We start from the raw sequence: 17374 nt of genomic DNA, 5'->3' as shown, positions 1-17374 counted from the left end.
ATGTAGATTATTTACATGTTTAAAGATGTACCGTAAAGGCGTCTTTACCGAGTCTCTAGTTCAAAGGGGTGCATGTATGAGCCAGCTCAGCGCTGAAACCATCGCGATCGTCAAAGCAACCGCTCCCGCGCTGCGGAGCCATGGGGTGGAAATCACGACCGCCATGTATGCGCGCCTGTTCCAGGATGCATCGATCAAGGACATGTTCGACCAGGCGGCGCAGGACAGCGGTGAGCAGCCCAAGCGTCTGGCTGCGGCGATCCTGGGCTATGCCGAGAATATCGACAAGTTGCAGGCTTTGACCGGCGCGGTCGAGCGCATGGTGCAGCGGCACGTCGAAACCGGCGTGAAGGCTGAACATTATCCCAAGGTTGCCGAGGCGCTGCTGCCCGCGATCCGCGATGTTCTGGGCGCGGATGTCGCCACGGACGCTGTGTTGGAAGCGTGGGGCAAGGCCTATTGGTTCCTCGCCGAGATACTGATTGGCAAGGAAGCGCAGGCTTATGAGGATGCTGAAGCGGCTTGATTGATGGGTGGGGGTGAATGGCCCGCCCGCTCGCAGGCCCACCCCCGGCCCCGCCCGCTTGCGGGAGGAGAGCTTTTGTCCCTCCCGTCTGCGTTTTTTCGGGTCGGACGATAGTGTTAGGCAGCCATTCTCAACAGGGTCAGACGGGCTTTGCCGACGTCGCGGGTTGCGTCGATGGTGAAGCCCTTGACCTCCACATCTTCGCGGCGATCGGTTTCGATGCTGATCCACGTCGCGGGGCCGGTCCAGCCCAGACGGCTCAACTTGTCGAGAGCGACGACGCCTGCGCCGCTATTATAAGGCGGGTCCATGAAAATGAGGTCCAGCGGTTTCGACGCGGGGCCGAGCGACAGCACGCTGCTCTGGCGGATGTCGGGCCGGATGCCGAGCTTGTCACCATTGGCGCGGATCACATTCAAAGCGGCCTGATCCTGTTCAACGAAGAGGCAGCTAGCAGCGCCACGGGACAGGGCTTCAAAGCCCAAAGCGCCCGATCCTGCAAAGAAATCGCCGACGGTCAGCCCTTCAAATGATCCGATGCGGCTCACCAGCATGGAAAAGAGCGTTTCGCGCGTACGATCGGCCGTGGGGCGAGTGGCGTCGCCCTTGGGAGCTGCCAGCGGGCGGCCGCGCCATTGGCCTGCGATGATTCTCATGATTGGCGTCCGTGCAGAAGGAAAGCCCTGAGACAAGCGCAGGGCGAACGGGTTTAGCTTCAGGATTTGGGCGTCTTCAAGCTCTTGCGGAAGACGATGAGGTCGTGCTGGCGCACTTCTTCCACCGCGCCCGAAGCGAGTTCGCCGAGGTGGAAAGGGCCATAGCTGGTGCGGATGAGGCGGCTTACCTGTAGGCCGAGATGCTCCAGAACACGACGCACTTCGCGGTTCTTGCCCTCCGTCAGGGTCATTTCGATCCACTGGTTGCGGCCGGTGCGGCGTTCCAAATTGGCCTCGATCTGGCCATAGCGGATGCCGTCAATCTCTATGCCCATAAACAGATCTTCAAGCTGGGCCTGGCTGATTTCACCAAAGGCGCGGGCGCGATAGGTGCGCGGCACGCCGGTCGCGGGCAATTCCATCTGCCGTTTGAATTCGCCATCGGTCGTGAGGAGCAGCAGCCCCTCCGTGGTCATGTCCAGACGACCGATCGGCATGAGGCGGGGCAGGTCGGCGGGCAAGCGGTCGTAGATGGTAGGACGGCCGCGCGGGTCGCGCTCGGTGGTCAAATAGCCTGAAGGCTTGTGAAAGAGGAAGAGACGGGCGGGAGCCGGTTGCGCCACCGGGTTGCCATCCACCGCCACGCCGTTGAGCGAGGTCAACAGGGTCGCGGGCGTCGAGATCAGTTGGCCATCGAGAGTGACCCGGCCTTCCTCGATCATCCGTTCAACTTCCCGGCGCGAGGCGACCCCGGCGCGGGCGAGCAGTTTGGCGATACGTTGCGGTTCGTTCGTGCCGCTGGCGACAGCGGCCATGCGTGCCGGATGGGGATTTGCCGGTTTGGCTGGAGCAGCGTTTCTTTTCTTGAAAGGCGGGCGAGCCGGGCGCGACGAACCGGCGGGCTTGCCGTCGGTGGGACGCCGGGGGCCGCCCGGTCCTGTTCTGCGCGGCGGTGCTGATTTTTTCGGCGGCTCCACGCTCGGTTCCTTTTAACGAAGCGGCGGCATTCCCATATCGGAGATGCCGGGAAAATGACGAATAGTGCCGTCCTGTCGCCGAGTGCGCAGGATCGGCCGCAACTCACTTAAGGGGTCGCGCGTTTGATCGGGTGCATGGCGCATATGGGGCGGATCGGCAAATGTTTTTCGGGCTAGTCAAAGGGGACTCGAAGCCACGGCAGCGGGCACAGGCCATCAGCAGCGTGCTGGTGGTGGAAGACGAGCCTTTGGTCGCCTTCGACAACGAGCATGTGCTGGAACAAGCTGGCTACCGCGTGGCCGCGACGGTCGAGGATTATGACCATGCGATCAGCGTCATTGAGCAGGATGAGGTCGATCTGGTGATCGCCGATATCACCCTGCATGGCGACAAGACGGGTATCGATGTGGCGCGTCATGCCTACGCAAAGGGGCTGGCGGTGCTGTTCGTCAGTGGGGCCTGTCCGATTGATGCGCATGAGATGGCGGTAGGGTGTCTGGCAAAGCCTTATTTGCCGCGTGATCTGCTGGCTTCGATCGGGGTAATTGAGGCGGTGCTGCGTGGTGGGGACTTGCCGCGCGTGCCGCGGGGGTTGCATTTGTTTGATCGGGTGGGGTGAGGCTGGTGTGGTTGGGTTGTTGGTCTGACCTGACTTCCGCGACGTGGGGTTGTTACCTGCATCTGGTGGACTTTCGTCATCCCAGCGGAAGCTGAGATCTTGTGAGGCTTGGTCTGGCGCCGTCGACCGAGATGCCAGCTTGCGCTGGCATGACGGGATTGGGAACGACGGCTAACGACCATTTGACGCCATTTATTTGCATCTGAGCTTATCCTCAAACCGGACGCTCGCAAATATGCCTAACCGTTGTGCATCATAGCAAAGCCGTGGATGATGCTGGGGACGGACGCGATGCCGGTTGATGCGAGTGGATGACGCCAATGATTAAGCGGATAGCGATTGTACTGGGCGGGGTATTGTTTTGGGTTACGCTTGCGATCACTGGCTCGCACGTTTTCGGAGCAGATCAGTTTCTTTTGGTAGCGATTGTCGCGATCCTTTGCGCTCTCACTGTAGGCAAGATAGTTCGATCTTCTAGGAAGCGTCGTTTCGATAAGGCGGTCGGCGCAATCGACAAAACAGATGCGCAGTCTGTCAGGTTTAACGGTACGCCCGCGCAGGCTCCATTGGCCCTTGAGGTTGCAAAAGCGAGCGGCTGGGCTGGTGAGATACTTCCTGATACGACACAAAACATGCTGAGTATCCGCTTCACTCCCATTGATGGGGCATCCACCGTCACGGAATTTTTAGAGGCTCTTTTTGAAGCCAAGCTTGTTTCAAAAGTTCAGCCTTGATCTTCAAGTCAATGTCCGCTTTTTCCTCATGACGGATTGAAACCGGCCAGTCCGCCATCCACCCAGCATCTTCGTTCGCGGCCCGCGAATCACTTTGCGCCGCCGATAACCTGCTAGTCGGGTTCACGTTTCGGAAGCTGCCCAGCGGCAGGCGACCATTTGTTGCCATCCTCGGCCGTGCTATCGACTCCCGTTAGCGGACTTTCCCAAAAGAAGTCAGCTAGCATTACCCTGCCAAACTGTGGCAGGATTGAACCATGTGGAGCTTCACTCAGAAAGTCACTTTCGATCCAAGAAGCGGGAGACCCGAAGCCCCTATCTATTGGCGTTTGACCAATTTCTTTATGATCGCGGCGTGGGTCTTCGCGGTCATTCTCACCAGCTACACTGCACTCGCCATTCGAGACGGTGCACCTGCGTTAGCTTTGATTTGCACGACATCCGCCGTTGCTTTGCTTGTGATTGTTTATCGGCGCAAAGCTCAAGTACTGAGACAACGGCGGGAATTTAACCGCTTGGTCGCTGAGTACGAAAAAGCGATTTCGCACCCTCCATTTTGAAGACGGTTAGCGTCAGACAATTGAAAAACTGTCCCGAAACCAGACAATCCGCAACCCACCCAAAATACCGTGTCCCTCCCGCAAGCGGGAGGGGAGGGAAGAGCGCGCGTCCCTTCGCTCGGCTAGAGGGTTGTTCTTAGGTCGACCGACTGCCATCGCGGCGAGTTCTGCTTGTTTCTCCGATGATTGGCCATATGGTGGCGCGATACGTATTTTGGGGGCGCGCCTTTTTCATGACTGACATTGCCGTGGGCACCCGAGGCTGGCTGGATGCGGTGAAGCCCTATGTGGAGAAGGCGCCGCTGGCTGCGCTGTTCCTGGGGATTTCGTCCGGTTTTCCCTTTGCCATGATCGGCGCGAACCTGGCGTCGCGGCTGGCGCAGGACGGGATCGACAAGAAGAGCGTTACGGCGTTCAGCCTGGTGTTGCTCGCCTATAATCTCAAATGGCTGTGGGCCTGGGTGATCGAGGGGGTGAAGTTGCCCCTGTTGCATCGGTTGGGCCAGCGCGTGTCGTGGATGCTGGTGGCGGGACTGCTGGTGATGGCGGCGGTGGTCAATCTGGCCGTGGTCGATCCGGCGAACGACCTGATGGGGACGGTGCGGGCCGCGATCCTGCTCGGGATTGCGGGGGCGACGTTCGACATCATCATCGATGGGTATCGGATCGAGATATTACGGCCCGAGCAATTGGGCGTTGGCGCGGGCATGTCGCAATATGGGTGGCGCATTGGCGCGGCGGCGGCGGGTGCTCTGGCGCTGGTGGTGGCGCAATATTGGGATTGGACGCTAGCCTATCTGGTCTGTTCGCTGTTCGCGCTGCCTGCGATGCTGGCGGCGTTGATCGTGGGCGAGCCTGAACGGCATCGGGAGATTGCTTCCCGGAAGACGGGCGGGGAACTGGTGCAGGCGATAATCGGGCCGTTCGTTGATTTCTTCAAGCGCAAGGGCGCGCTGCTCGTCCTGCTGTTCATCATCGTCCACAAGATTGGCGATACGCTGGCGAACCTGACGTTCCGGCTGCTGTTCAACGATCTGGGGTACAGCAATGAGGAGATCGCGATCTACGATGTGGGCGTGGGTTTCTGGGCATTGCTGGCCGGGATTTTCGTTGGCGGGGTGCTGTATGCGCGGTTGGGGTTGAAGCGGTCGGTGCTGATCAGCCTGATGCTGATGGCGGTGTCGAACTTCAGCTTTGCCCTGCTGGCGGCGACCGGCAAGAGCAATGTGGGCATGGCGGGTGCCATCGGGTTCGAGAATTTCGCTAGCGGGATCGGCGGCGTTGCGGTGGTCGCCTATTTCTCCGCGCTGTGCGACCTGCGTTTCACCGCCGCGCAATATGCGATGATTTCGGCGGCGGCGAGCATTGTCGGGCGCTTCCTGACCGGGACGTCGGCGGGCGCGTTGATCGAGCGGTTTGGCTATGTCGATTTCTACCTGTTGACGACCGTGCTGGCGCTGCCGGGCATCATCCTGTTCTGGCTGATGATGCGCAGCGGACTGGTGGATGCGAGTGTTGGCAGCGCCGCGACGGACGAGGGTGGTCAGGCTCCGGCATAAAGGTCGAGGGGGCGGCCGAGGTCGCTGTGCGCCTGCGCGACGGCTTGCAGGCAGGTCAGGGCGCCGAGGACGTCGTCCGTGCCGAGCAGCGAGGCGAGTTGCTCATAGGATGAAGGCGGGTCCTGTAGCGCTGTGCTGATGGAATGCATGAGGGATGCTTCGTCCGCGGTCATGCGGGCGCAGCAGCAGGGCGCCACGAGTATCCGGCGGGTGGCGCAGCGGGCAAGTTCGAGCATCATGGCGCGCATGAGGACTAGCGGGCGGCGGTAGCTGCGCCCGAACGCGCCGAGCATGGCGTTAGCTGCATGGGCATCATCGACCCCGGCGCTGGCCATGCGGCGCATGGCGTAGAGGAACAGGCGGTTGCCGTAGCCGGTAGGCAATGCGCCGGGCAGGTCGAGGGGGGTGATCTCTCCATGGGCCATATGCGTGCACCTTATTATCCGTTGCGTTACGGAGAGCAAGGTACGCTATTGCGAGTCAATCGCAAGTAGATTCAGTCGGGATATTGCTCGTTCAGACGCAAAATTTCGCCTGCGAGGTATAGCGACCCGGCGATGAACAGGAGCGGGGCTTCGGTTTTGGATGACGCGGCGACCGCGTTGATGGCAGCGGTGGGATTTGCATGCGCTGTGCAGTCGATGCCCCAGCGCTCCGCGATGGCGGCGAAGCGGCTGGCGGGATGATGCTCGTGGCCGGGGACGGGCAGCGCGTGGATGTGGGCTATGCGTCCGGCGAGGGGGGCGAGGAAGGCATCCACTTCCTTGTTGGCGAGCATGCCGATGATGAGGTGCAGTTTGCGTCCGGCGAGGCGATCTGAGGTAAAGAAGGCGCTGATCGCTTCTCCGGCTCCGGCGTTGTGGCCGCCGTCGAGCCAGGCTTCGCTTTCGGGAGGGAGCGGGGCTAGCAGAGGGCCGTGGTCCAGGCGTTGGAGCCGGGCGGGCCAGTGCGCCCAGAGGGGCGCGGCTTTGAGCGCGGCTTCGCTGACGGGCAGGGCAGTTTGATGGCGCAGCATGGCGAAGGCGAGGGCGGCGTTCTGCACCTGATGCGCGCCGGGGAGGCGGGGGAGCGGGGTTTCGATGCGGCCTTGTTCGTCGCGATAATGCAGGCGGTCGCGGTAGCTGGCGGCGTCCCAGCTTTGGCCCATGGGGAGCCAGTCGGTGCGGGCGCGGCTCGCGGCTTCGCGCATCGCGGGAGCGAGCGATTCGGAGTAGCGCTGGGTTACGAGGGCGGCGCCGGGCTTGGCGATGCCCGCCTTCTCCGCCGCTATGGCGCGCAGCGTGTTGCCGAGGAAGGCCTGATGGTCGATCCCGAGCTGGGCGATGCCGCAGACGGCGGGGTTTTCGATCACATTGGTGGCGTCGAGACGGCCGCCTAGTCCTACTTCGAGGATGCAGGCGTCGGCGGGATGTTCGGCGAAGGCAAGGAAGGCCGCGGCGGTGGTGACTTCGAAGAAGCTGGCGCCGATGCCTTCGGCTACGTCCAGGACGCGGGAGAGATAGTGGGCGAGCGCTTCGTCGCTGATCAGCTGGCCGTTGATGCGGATGCGTTCGTTGAAGCGGACGAGATGGGGCGAGGTGAAGACGTGGACGCTCCGGCCATCCGCTTCGAGCGCGGCGCGCAAGAAGGCGCAGGTCGATCCTTTGCCATTGGTGCCAGCGACATGGAAGATGGGCGGCAGCGCGCGGTGTGGATTGCCGAGCCGGTCAAGCAGGCTGGTAATGCGTTCGAGACCCAATATGTCCGCGCCCGGCGACAGGGTGGCAAGGCGGTCCAGCTGCGATTGGACCGCCGGGTCGTCCGAAATGGCGTGGTCGGGCATGGCCCTATGTTCCTCGCGCGATCGCGTCAGGCGGCGGCGCGAGGGGCTAGATAGCCGATCACTCGGGCCAGCGTGTCGCGCAATTCACTGCGATGCACGACCATGTCGAGCATGCCATGTTCCAGCAGATATTCGGCGCGCTGGAAACCGTCGGGCAGCTTTTCGCGGATCGTGCTTTCGATGACGCGCTGGCCTGCGAAGCCGATGAGGGCATTGGGCTCGGCGATCTGGACGTCGCCCAGCATGGCGTAGCTCGCCGTGACGCCGCCGGTCGTCGGATCAGTGAGGACGACGATATAGGGCAGGCCCGCCGCGTGCAGCTTCTGAATGGCGACGGTGGAGCGCGGCATCTGCATGAGGGACAATATGCCCTCCTGCATGCGCGCGCCGCCTGCTGCCGTGAAGATGACATAGGGGCATTTGTGGCCGATGGCCTCATTCACGCCCTGGATGAAGGCCGCGCCAACGCCCATACCCATGGAACCGCCCATGAAGGCGAAATTCTGCACGCCCATGACCAGCGGCACATCGTCGATGGCGCCGCGCGCGTTGATCAGGGCGTCCTGGTCGCCGGTCTGCGCGCGAGCGGCCTTTATGCGATCGGGATAGCGCTTCGAGTCCCGGAATTTGAGCGGGTCTTCCTGCACCGGTGGAGTGGGCAGCAGGATGAAGCCTGCATCGAGAATCTGCTCGAACCGTTCAGACGGGCCGATGCGGCCGTGATGGTCGCAGCGGGGGCAGACGGAGAGATTATCCTCCCACTCCTTGATGAAGATCATCTCGGTGCAGGATGGGCATTTGTGCCACAGCGTCTCGGCGGTGGTTTCCTTTTTTGCGAGGAAGGGAACGGCCTTGCGGACGCGGTTGATCCAGCTCATGCGGCGGTCTCCCGGAAATGGGGGCTGTTGGCTTTGAGCGCGCCGCTCAATGTGGCGACGAACTCTTGAACGAAGGGGGCGGCGGTATCGCCGTGCGAGCCGACGATGTCGACAATGGCTGATCCGACGACGACGCCGTCAGCAACGCGACCGATGGCGGCGGCCTGTTCGGCGGAGCGCACGCCGAAACCGACCGCGATGGGGAGGTCGGTCGCGGCCTTCAACTTCTCCACCGCCTGCTCGACAGCGGCCTGCGCAGCCTGCTGCTTGCCGGTCACGCCCGCGACGGCGACGTGGTAGAGGAAGCCGCTGGCGCCGTTGAGTACGGCGGGCAGGCGGGCCGCGTCGGTGGTCGGCGTGGCAAGGCGGATCAGGTGAACGCCTGCCGCGCGCAGGGCCGGGCCGATCTCCGCGTCCTCTTCAGGCGGAACATCGACACAGATCACGCCATCCACGCCTGCTTCGCGGCACTGATCTGCGAACCATTCGGAGCCCCGGATCAGCATGGGATTGGCATAGCCCATGAGGATCAGCGGTATATGCGGGTGGCGGGCGCGGAAGGTGGTCGCGAGGTGGAAAATGTCTTTGGTCTTCGTGCCGGACCCGAGGCTGCGCAGATTGGCGAGTTCGATCGCGGGGCCGTCCGCCATCGGATCAGTGAAGGGCATGCCGAGTTCGATGATGTCCGCGCCGCCCGCGACGAGCGCGTCAAGGATCGCCGGGGTCGCGGCAACGGTCGGGTCGCCTGCGGTCACGAAGGTGATGAGGGCGGCGCGGCCTGCTTCCTTGCAGGCGGCGAAGCGAGTGGCGAGGCGGTCAGTCATTAGAACTAACTTCCGTTCGGGCTGAGCTTGTCGAAGCCCTGCTCTTCTCTTCAAGAAAGGAATGCCCTTCGACAAGCTCAGGGCGAACGGGGGATAGGTAGGACGGCATCGAGAGGTGAATCACATCTCCACTCCCAGCGCGTCGGCGACGGTGAAGATGTCCTTATCGCCCCGGCCCGAGAGGTTGACGATGATGATCTGGTCCGCGTCCATCGTTGGCGCGACCTTTTCCGCGCTGGCGATGGCGTGGGCGGACTCCAGTGCCGGGATGATGCCTTCGAGAGCGGCGAGCTTCTGGAAGCTGGCGAGTGCTTCATCATCGGTGATCGGCATGTACTGGACTCGGCCGATCTCGTGCAGCCAGCTATGTTCAGGGCCGATGCCGGGATAGTCGAGGCCTGCGGAAATGCTGTGCGCTTCTGTTATCTGGCCGTCTTCGTCCTGGAGCAGATAGGTTCGGTTGCCGTGCAGGATGCCAGACGCGCCGCCTGCGAGGGACGCGGCATGTTTGCCGGTGAGGCCTTCGCCTGCGGCTTCCACACCGATCATCTTGACGTCCACATCATCGAGGAACGGATGGAAGAGGCCGATGGCGTTGGAGCCGCCACCGACCGGAGCAATCAACATGTCGGGCAGGCGGCCTTCGATTTCGAGAATCTGCTCGCGCGCTTCGCGGCCGATGACCGACTGGAAGTCGCGGACCAGTTCAGGATAGGGGTGCGGACCTGCCGCCGTGCCGATGATGTAGAAGGTATCGTTGACGTTCGAAACCCAGTGACGCAGGGCATCGTTCATCGCGTCCTTGAGCGTCTGCGAGCCGGAGACGACGGGGATGACTTCCGCGCCCAGCAGCTTCATGCGGAAGACGTTGGGCTTTTGCCGCTCCACGTCCTTGGCACCCATGAAAATCTTGCATTCCATGCCGAACAGTGCGGCGACGGTGGCGGTGGCGACGCCATGCTGGCCCGCGCCGGTTTCGGCGATGACCTTCTTCTTGCCCATGCGACGGGCTAGCAGCGCCTGGCCGATGCAATTGTTGATCTTGTGCGCGCCGGTGTGGTTAAGCTCTTCGCGCTTCAGATAGATTTTCGCGCCTTTACCCTCGGGCGCATCGGCCCGCAGTGCTTCGGTCAGACGGCTGGCATAGTAAAGCGGGTTGGGACGGCCGACATAGTTGCGCAGCAGTTCTTCGAACTCTTCTTCGAAAGCGGGGTCTTGCCTCGCTTCCTTATAGACCTTCTCCAGCTCCAGGATGAGCGGCATCAGCGTTTCCGCAACATAGCGGCCACCGAAGGAGCCGAAATGGCCGGAGGCATCCGGTTGCGAGCGGAGGGAGTTGTTGATTGTCATGATTGCTGTGCCGCTTTGCAGAAGGCCATGATCTTGTCCACACTCTTGATGCCCGGCGCGCTTTCCACGCCGGAAGAAACGTCGATCATCGGGGCGCCAGTGATGCGGATCGCTTCGGCGACATTGTCGATGCCGAGGCCTCCTGAAAGACCCCAGGGCATGGATATGGGTACGCCGCGCAGGAGCGTCCAGTCGAAGCGCAGGCCCATCCCGCCGGGGAGCGCTGCGCCGTCCGGCGTCTTCGCGTCGAAAAGGAGGAGATCGGCCGCGCCGATATAGGCTTTTGCTGCGTCGATGTCGGCACGGGTTTTTACGGAAATGGCTTTCCAGACTGGGAGGTCGAAGCGCTTAGCGATGGCGGCGGTGCGTTCGGGGCTTTCCTTGCCGTGGAGTTGCAGGGCAGTGAGGACATTTGTTGCCGTGAGTTCGGCGAGGGTTTCGTCGGTTGGATCGACTAGTACGGCGACGCGCTCGATCTCGGCGGGGACTGTTGCAGCGAGGGCGCGTAGTTGGTCCGCTTCGACATGGCGGGGGCTTTTAGCGAAATGGACGAAGCCGAGGCGGGTCGCGCCTGCGCGGATCGCTGCGCCGACAGTGTCGGGCGTCGAAAGGCCGCAAATCTTGATGTCGAGTCGGGACATTTGGGGGCTTTAGCGGGTGAGATCACCAAGAACCATATGCTCCGTGCTCCTGCGCAGGCAGGAGTCTAGTCCCACCCTCTGAACTGGGCTCCTGCCTGCGCAGGAGCACGGAACAGCTCAAGGCGTCGTCAGATCCATGTCATGCAGGGCGAGCCATTGGTCCGCATGGTCGACGCAGGCTTTGCCGAGGAAGGCATCGACCTGATCCAGCAGATCTGCTTCGTCCATGATCAGAGGATCAAGCGGCGGGTGCCAATCGAGACGGAAATGAGCGCCCTGGGTCCTTGCCAGGGTGAAAGGCAGGAAGCGGGCGTTGCTGCGCCGAGCGAGGCGTAGCGCGATGGAAAGATTTCCCGACGGTTCCACATCTCTGCCGAAGCGGGGAAACCAGACCTGTCGATCCCTCCGTTCGTCAACCAGGATGTAGAGCATCGCCCTTTCCTTTTCCGCAAGGTGACGCAGGATCGATCGGGCGGCGCCGCTGCCGGTGATGGCTTCCCCCATATAGCTTTCCCGTGCCCGTTTCAGCATCTTGGCCTGAGCAGGATCGGAGGGAGGGTCGTAGACGCCGAGGCCGGGACGATCGGTTGACGCTTTCAAATGGGCGGCGAGTAAATCCCAGTTGCCGATATGGGTGGTCAGAAAGATCATGGGGCGGGGCGAGGCCAATGCTTCCCGATAGGCCGGTTCGTTCGTGATGCTGACATGGCGGTTGTTCACGAGGCGGTCGATATTGGCGAGTTCCGCCATCGTGCGGCCGAGATTGAACCAGCGGCGGGTAAGCATTTCCTCGCGCGTGGTTTCTTCCAGGTCCGGGCGCAGGATGGCGAGGTTGGCGCGGGCGCGTTGGTCCCGCAGCTTCATGGCCCTGCGTGCGACGTTTGCCGACAGCCAGCCACCCAGCCATGAGGCGACGGATGCGGGGAGCAGGCGCAGGAGGGTGAAGAGAAAAGGGTTGGAGAGCATCTTGCCAAGCGTCATACAGCAGCGGTCGGGGCGGTAAAGGGCTTGGGTTTCTATGAGTTGGGCCTTTTGGCTGTGGGTGGTGCTGCAGGGGCTCTCGCTTGCGGGAGTGTTGAACTATTGGCGGCATCTGCCTGTGGATCGTCAGGAGGAAGCGCCCGACGGCGTGGTCGTGCTGCTGTCGGTGCGGGATGATTGGGATGGCGGCGCGGAATTGATTGCGCGGTTGAAGGCGCAGACGGCTCGGTTTCGGTTGGTGATTGCTTCGAGCGGCGGGTGCGCGGCGGCTGAGGCTTTGGCGGCGCGTGAGGGGGATTGGGTGCAGATCGTCCGCGCGGGTGTAGCGGTGGATGAGGGGCAGAAGGTTCATAAGTTGCGGGCGGCTTTGCGGGCTTTGCGGCCGGAGGATCGCTATCTGGTGTTCGTGGACGCGGATATTGAGCCGCCGGCGCGGTTGGTGGGGCGGTTGCTCTTTCCTCTGGTGCGGGGGAAGGCTGATATTGTGACTGGCTATCGGTTGCTGTTGCCTGAGCGGAGTGCGGTGGCCGCGCTGGTGGGGGCGGTGGAGATGCAACTGGCGACTTTGCCTCGGGCTGCGAGTGCGACCATGCCCTGGGGCGGGGCTATGGCCCTGACGCGAGAGGTAGCGGAGCGGCTTGATCTGGATGCGGCGCTGGCGGGGCGGTTGTCCGACGACATGGCGATTGGGTTGGCCGGATGGCGCGCGAAGCTGCGGTTGCGGCCGGTGCGGGATTTGCTGGTGGCTTCACCGCTGGAGGGACGGGGGGCGTTTGGGTTTGGGGTGCGGCAGTATCGGCATATCTGGACGAACAGCGTGGGGATGTGGGCGGTCGCGACTTTTGTGGTGGCGGTTCAGGCTTTGGGCTGGGTTTGGGCTTTTGGTTGGGGTGGTTGGAGTGCTGTGGCCGTGGGTTATGCTACGGCGGCTGGTCGGGCGTTGGTGCGCCGACGGATCATCGCGGGGGTGGTGGAGCCGGAGCAGGCTCGGGCGGCTCGGCGATCGTTATGGTGGGATATGCTGGCGCCGTTTGCGGTGTGCTGGGTGCATTGGGGGATGCAGTTGGCGGCGGTTTGCTCGCGGCGGATCAGGTGGGGCGGGTTTGATTATTGGGTGAAGGGTGGAAAGGTCGTGCGGATGGAGAGAGTTGAATAGAGCCTATGCTCGGCCGTGGTGATTATCGTCGTGGGTCTGTTCAACCTTTACCACGCGCTGCCCTTCTAGCCACTCGGTTAGGAGCCTTTGAAGCATAGCTTGATTGGCGAGGGATTCGTCATCAGCAGTAGCAGGAAATTCTTTCACCGCCATCGGAATAGCTAATTCGCCTTTGAGGACGGCAGCAAACCCACGCCGAATGAGTTCTTGATCATCCTCGATCACTCTGTGTCCTGTTGGGTAATAAACGTCCTTCTCGAGTTCGGATCTGTTGAAGCTATATCCAAGGTATGTCGACATTTTATGCAACATGTCGAGGAAAGCATTTTGTCTTGCCAAGGCAAGTACTTGACCGTCCAAGCTCGCTTTGTTGTCGAGCGTGTCGAGGTACGCGTGCCAATCATCGACAATCGGTTTCAGCCTTTTCCCGCGTCCGTAAAATTCAACCGGAATAGCGTTCAAAGCCTCAACATGACCTGGAGACAAGCGTGCGGCACGAGTGGCCATCAGTACTCGGAAGATATGATTGCGTCGATCTTGAACAGCACGATCACGCTCAAGCCATTTCTGCGCTTGAACTGCGAGAACCGGACCAAGGAGCGTAGCAAGAATAATTGCTACGTCACTAATCTTGAATGTCCACTCAGCTACTGCTGCAGGCGTCGCCATTTTGTCTCCCTAAGCACACTGTAAATACCTGCTTACATGTCCAATTCTACCAAAATCAACATCTCACGGGTGATCGGCCAAGAGGTCGAGCAGTGAGGCAGCGTCAGGAGATGGATTCCCGCTTTCGCGAGAATGACGGAAGGGAGAGGAGCTGCGCTTCTCCGACCGTTTCTCGACTTCGCTCGAAACGAACGGGGTTAGAAGCCCGCCGGAAACAGATGCTTTCGCTGCTCATCCAACCGCAAAACCACCTTCCCCACGACCGCGCTGAGCGGCAGGTCGCCGTACAGATGCGGGAAGAGCGCACCGCCGCGTGACTCTTCCCATTTTATCGCCTCGCCGAAGGGGGCGAGGTCGATCATTAGCATTACCAGATTGTCCTGGCCTCCGAAGTGTTTGGCGGCGGTTTCGGCGGCCTGTTCGCGGGTGGACATGTGGATGTAGCCGTCGGCGAGATCGACGGGCGCGCCCTTGAACACGCCGTCGGTCTTTAGCTGGTCATACTGATCCTTGGTCAGGATCTTGTAGGCGAAGAGCTCGGTCACTCTTCGGTGAGGTCCGGGTCGGTTTCGGGGCTGACTTCGGGCGAGGTTTCGAGGCCTGCGGGAGTGCTGACTTCGGTTTCCTCGTCGCTTTCCTCGATCTTCGCGGCGCTGACGACATGTTCGTCATCCGACACGTTGAAGAGGCGCACGCCTGCCGAGTTGCGGCCTATGACGCGCAGGGTGTCGAGGCCCATGCGGATCAGCTTTGCCTGATCGGTGACGAGCATCAGATGATCGCCATGGCGCGCCGGGAAGCTGGCGACAACCGGGCCGTTGCGGCCGATATTGTCGATGTTGGTGATGCCCTGACCGCCGCGGCCGGTGCGGCGATAGTCGTACGCCGATGACAGCTTGCCATAGCCGTTGGAGCAGACGGTGAGGATGAACTGTTCCTTCGCCTGTAGATCGGCGAAGCGCTCTTCGCTCATCTGCGGCGAGCCTTCCTTTTCGGGCTTCCAAGGGGCGAAGCGGAGATAATCGTCGCGCTCTTCCTGATTGGCGCCGGAGCGGTGGAGGATGGAGAGTGAAATGACCTCGTCATCCTTCTTGAGCGTCATGCCGCGCACACCCGTTGAGGTGCGGCTCTGGAATTCGCGGACGTCGGTCGCCTTGAAGCGGATTGCCTTGCCCTGGCGGGTGGCGAGGAGGACGTCATCTTCTTCGCTGAGCAGCGCAACGCCGATCAGGCAGTCTTCGCTGCCTTCATCGAAGCGCATTGCGATCTTGCCGTTGCTCGGCACGTTGGCGAAGGCATCCATGCTATTGCGGCGGACGGTGCCGTTCGCGGTCGCAAACATGACGTGCAGGTCCTTCCAGCTGTCCTCATCCTCGGGCAGCGGCAGGACGGTTTGGATCGTCTCGCCGGGGCCGAGCGGCAGCAGGTTCACCATCGGACGGCCACGGGTCGCCGGGCCACCTTCGGGAAGGCGCCAGACCTTCATGCGATAGACCTTGCCGGCCGTCGAGAAGAAGAGAACCGGCGTGTGCGTGGAGGTTACGAACAGTTCGGTGATCGCGTCCTCATCCTTGGTCGCCATGCCGGAGCGGCCCTTGCCGCCGCGCGCCTGGGCGCGGAAGCTTTCGAGCGGGGTGCGCTTGATATAGCCCTGCACGGTGACGGTGACGACCATCTCCTCGCGCTCGATCAGGTCTTCATCCTCGATGCCGTCGGCGGCAGCGGTGATTTCCGAGATGCGCGGGGTGGCGAAATCGCGTTCGATCGCCTCAAACTCTTCGCGCATCACGGCATAGAGCTTCTGACGGTCGCCGAGGATGGCGAGATATTCGGCGATGGCTGCGGCCAGTTCGGCGAGTTCATTGCCGATTTCGTCGCGACCGAGCGCGGTCAGGCGATGGAGGCGCAGGTCAAGGATGGCGCGGACCTGAATGTCCGAGAGCCGGTATGTTTCGCCGCCCGCTTCAGTTTCGATCGCTTCGACCAGCTTCAGATAAGGCGCGATTTCCGCCACCGGCCAGTCGCGGGCCAGCAGGGTTTCGCGAGCTTCGGCGGGGCTAGCCGATCCACGGATGATGCGGACGACTTCGTCGAGGTTGGTGACCGCGATGACGAGACCCAGCAAGATATGCGCGCGATCGCGAGCCTTGTTGAGTTCGTACTTCGTACGGCGGGTGATGACCTCTTCGCGGAAGCGAACGAACGCTTCGATAATGTCCCGGATGTTGAGCAGTTCCGGACGGCCGCCGCGAATGGCGAGCATGTTGGCCGGGAAGCTCGACTGGGCGGGGGTGTTGCGCCACAGCTGGTTGAGCACGACTTCGGGCGTGGCGTCGCGCTTCAGGTCCATGACGATGCGGACGCCCAGACGGTTCGATTCGTCGCGAATATCGCTGATGCCCTCGATCCGCTTGTCCTTTGCGGCTTCGGCGATCTTTTCGACCAGGCCGTTCTTGCCGACCTGATAGGGAATGGCGGTCAGCACGATGGAGCGACGGTCGCCGCGCCCTTCCTCGATCACATGACGTGAGCGCATCATGATGGAGCCACGGCCGGTATGATAGGCGTTGCGGGCGCCGGATTGGCCAAGGATCAGTGGAGCGGTCGGGAAATCGGGGGCGGGAACGATCTGGATCAGTTCATCGATCGTGATCGCCGGATTATCGATATAGGCGAGGCAGGCGCGGATCACTTCGCCGAGATTGTGCGGCGGAATGTTGGTCGCCATGCCGACCGCGATGCCGCCCGCGCCATTGACGAGCAGGTTGGGGAAGCGGGCGGGCAGGACCTGCGGCTCGCTCTCCGAAGCGTCGTAGTTCGGCTGGAAATCGACGGTGTCCTTGTCGAGATCTTCCAGCAGGGCTGTCGTGACCTTGGCAAGGCGCGCTTCGGTGTAACGCATGGCCGCTGGCGGATCGGGGTCCATGGAACCGAAGTTCCCCTGACCATCGATCAGCGGCACGCGCATGGACCAGTCCTGCGTCATGCGCGCCAAGGCGTCATAGATCGCGCTGTCGCCATGCGGGTGATATTTACCGATCACGTCACCGACGATGCGGGCCGACTTGCGGTAGGGTTTGTTATGTTGAAAGCCCGATTCATGGGCCGAGAAGAGAATGCGGCGGTGCACCGGCTTCAATCCGTCGCGGACATCCGGCAGGGCGCGGGCGACGATGACCGACATGGCATAGTCGAGATAGCTGGCCTTCATCTCATCGACGATGGAGATGGGGCTGATGTCCGAGGGGTCGGCGAGGGCAGTCTCGTCGGTCAATGCGATTCTCTTTTTGGATGGAACTGTTTCGTTGCTCATGCACTAGCGGAGCGAAACAAATCTGTCACCCCTCGCGCGCACGCGCGCTCGCGTCAGATCAAGCTGTAAGAAAGGGCTGACAGGCGGAAAACTGCTGCATATACGATG

General features: G+C 61.9%; 18 protein-coding genes. 6 read left to right on the top strand and 12 right to left on the bottom strand.

Annotated elements, in window-relative coordinates; translation table 11 throughout:
- Nucleotides 1-76: 76 nt before the first annotated feature.
- Nucleotides 77-526 (top strand): globin domain-containing protein, encoded by a 450-nt coding sequence (locus tag AC6JBC_RS07830; RefSeq protein WP_196226192.1) that lies wholly within the window; start codon nucleotides 77-79, stop codon nucleotides 524-526.
- A gap of 116 nt (nucleotides 527-642) precedes the next feature.
- On the opposite strand, the gene rsmD is transcribed toward AC6JBC_RS07830, so the two are convergent.
- Both rsmD and AC6JBC_RS07820 read right to left on the bottom strand, forming a co-directional pair.
- Nucleotides 643-1182 (bottom strand): 16S rRNA (guanine(966)-N(2))-methyltransferase RsmD, encoded by a 540-nt coding sequence (gene rsmD, locus AC6JBC_RS07825; protein ID WP_498023724.1) that lies wholly within the window; start codon nucleotides 1180-1182, stop codon nucleotides 643-645.
- Nucleotides 1183-1241: 59 nt separating this feature from the next.
- Nucleotides 1242-2159, bottom strand: a complete 918-nt coding sequence (locus AC6JBC_RS07820; protein WP_498023723.1) for a pseudouridine synthase — start codon at nucleotides 2157-2159, stop codon at nucleotides 1242-1244.
- A 161-nt stretch (nucleotides 2160-2320) separates the two neighbouring features.
- On the opposite strand from AC6JBC_RS07820, the gene AC6JBC_RS07815 reads away from it, so the two are divergent.
- The 4 genes from AC6JBC_RS07815 (at nucleotide 2321) to AC6JBC_RS07800 (ending at nucleotide 5632) form a co-directional block, all read left to right on the top strand.
- Nucleotides 2321-2779: a response regulator gene (locus AC6JBC_RS07815; RefSeq protein WP_498023722.1), complete on the top strand. Its 459-nt coding sequence runs from the start codon at nucleotides 2321-2323 to the stop codon at nucleotides 2777-2779.
- Nucleotides 2780-3099: 320 nt separating this feature from the next.
- Nucleotides 3100-3513, top strand: a complete 414-nt coding sequence (locus AC6JBC_RS07810) for a hypothetical protein (protein WP_498023721.1) — start codon at nucleotides 3100-3102, stop codon at nucleotides 3511-3513.
- A gap of 257 nt (nucleotides 3514-3770) precedes the next feature.
- The gene (locus AC6JBC_RS07805) at nucleotides 3771-4073 is read left to right on the top strand and encodes a hypothetical protein (RefSeq protein ID WP_498023720.1); all 303 of its coding nucleotides are present in this window, start codon (nucleotides 3771-3773) and stop codon (nucleotides 4071-4073) included.
- Nucleotides 4074-4306: 233 nt separating this feature from the next.
- The gene (locus AC6JBC_RS07800) at nucleotides 4307-5632 is read left to right on the top strand and encodes an AmpG family muropeptide MFS transporter (RefSeq protein WP_498023719.1); all 1326 of its coding nucleotides are present in this window, start codon (nucleotides 4307-4309) and stop codon (nucleotides 5630-5632) included.
- Here AC6JBC_RS07800 and AC6JBC_RS07795 read toward each other — a convergent pair.
- From AC6JBC_RS07795 to AC6JBC_RS07765, 7 genes are all read right to left on the bottom strand, one after another.
- Entirely contained in the window at nucleotides 5617-6057 is a 441-nt protein-coding gene (locus tag AC6JBC_RS07795) for a DUF6628 family protein (RefSeq protein WP_498023718.1), read from the bottom strand. The two genes, AC6JBC_RS07800 and AC6JBC_RS07795, sit on opposite strands and share 16 nt — an antisense overlap.
- Nucleotides 6058-6128: 71 nt before the next feature.
- Nucleotides 6129-7454, bottom strand: coding sequence for a bifunctional folylpolyglutamate synthase/dihydrofolate synthase (locus AC6JBC_RS07790; protein ID WP_498023717.1), 1326 nt, complete (start codon nucleotides 7452-7454; stop codon nucleotides 6129-6131).
- 26 nt (nucleotides 7455-7480) lie between these two features.
- Complete coding sequence (gene accD, locus AC6JBC_RS07785; RefSeq protein WP_449472282.1) at nucleotides 7481-8332, bottom strand: acetyl-CoA carboxylase, carboxyltransferase subunit beta; 852 nt, start codon at nucleotides 8330-8332, stop codon at nucleotides 7481-7483.
- Nucleotides 8329-9156, bottom strand: coding sequence for a tryptophan synthase subunit alpha (gene trpA / locus AC6JBC_RS07780; protein WP_498023716.1), 828 nt, complete (start codon nucleotides 9154-9156; stop codon nucleotides 8329-8331). The genes accD and trpA overlap by 4 nt, the downstream gene beginning before the upstream one ends.
- A 120-nt stretch (nucleotides 9157-9276) precedes the next feature.
- Nucleotides 9277-10506, bottom strand: a complete 1230-nt coding sequence (trpB, locus tag AC6JBC_RS07775) for a tryptophan synthase subunit beta (protein WP_498023715.1) — start codon at nucleotides 10504-10506, stop codon at nucleotides 9277-9279.
- The gene (locus tag AC6JBC_RS07770) at nucleotides 10503-11147 is read right to left on the bottom strand and encodes a phosphoribosylanthranilate isomerase (protein WP_498023714.1); all 645 of its coding nucleotides are present in this window, start codon (nucleotides 11145-11147) and stop codon (nucleotides 10503-10505) included. The genes trpB and AC6JBC_RS07770 overlap by 4 nt, the downstream gene beginning before the upstream one ends.
- A 117-nt stretch (nucleotides 11148-11264) precedes the next feature.
- Entirely contained in the window at nucleotides 11265-12113 is an 849-nt protein-coding gene (locus AC6JBC_RS07765) for a lysophospholipid acyltransferase family protein (protein WP_498026028.1), read from the bottom strand.
- A 52-nt stretch (nucleotides 12114-12165) separates the two neighbouring features.
- Between AC6JBC_RS07765 and AC6JBC_RS07760 the strand changes: the two genes are divergently transcribed.
- A complete protein-coding gene (locus AC6JBC_RS07760) occupies nucleotides 12166-13284 on the top strand; it encodes a glycosyltransferase family protein (protein WP_498023713.1) in 1119 nt (372 codons plus the stop codon).
- A gap of 3 nt (nucleotides 13285-13287) precedes the next feature.
- On the opposite strand, the gene AC6JBC_RS07755 is transcribed toward AC6JBC_RS07760, so the two are convergent.
- The 3 genes from AC6JBC_RS07755 to gyrA form a co-directional block, all read right to left on the bottom strand.
- Nucleotides 13288-13953, bottom strand: coding sequence for a DUF6680 family protein (locus AC6JBC_RS07755; RefSeq protein WP_498023712.1), 666 nt, complete (start codon nucleotides 13951-13953; stop codon nucleotides 13288-13290).
- 197 nt (nucleotides 13954-14150) lie between these two features.
- Nucleotides 14151-14498, bottom strand: coding sequence for a DUF952 domain-containing protein (locus AC6JBC_RS07750; protein WP_498023711.1), 348 nt, complete (start codon nucleotides 14496-14498; stop codon nucleotides 14151-14153).
- Complete coding sequence (gene gyrA, locus AC6JBC_RS07745; protein WP_464794789.1) at nucleotides 14495-17227, bottom strand: DNA gyrase subunit A; 2733 nt, start codon at nucleotides 17225-17227, stop codon at nucleotides 14495-14497. The genes AC6JBC_RS07750 and gyrA overlap by 4 nt, the downstream gene beginning before the upstream one ends.
- Nucleotides 17228-17374 lie beyond the last annotated feature (147 nt).

Source organism: Sphingobium sp. RC1, assembly GCF_059738765.1.
This window is presented reverse-complemented; position numbering and strand designations above follow the sequence as displayed.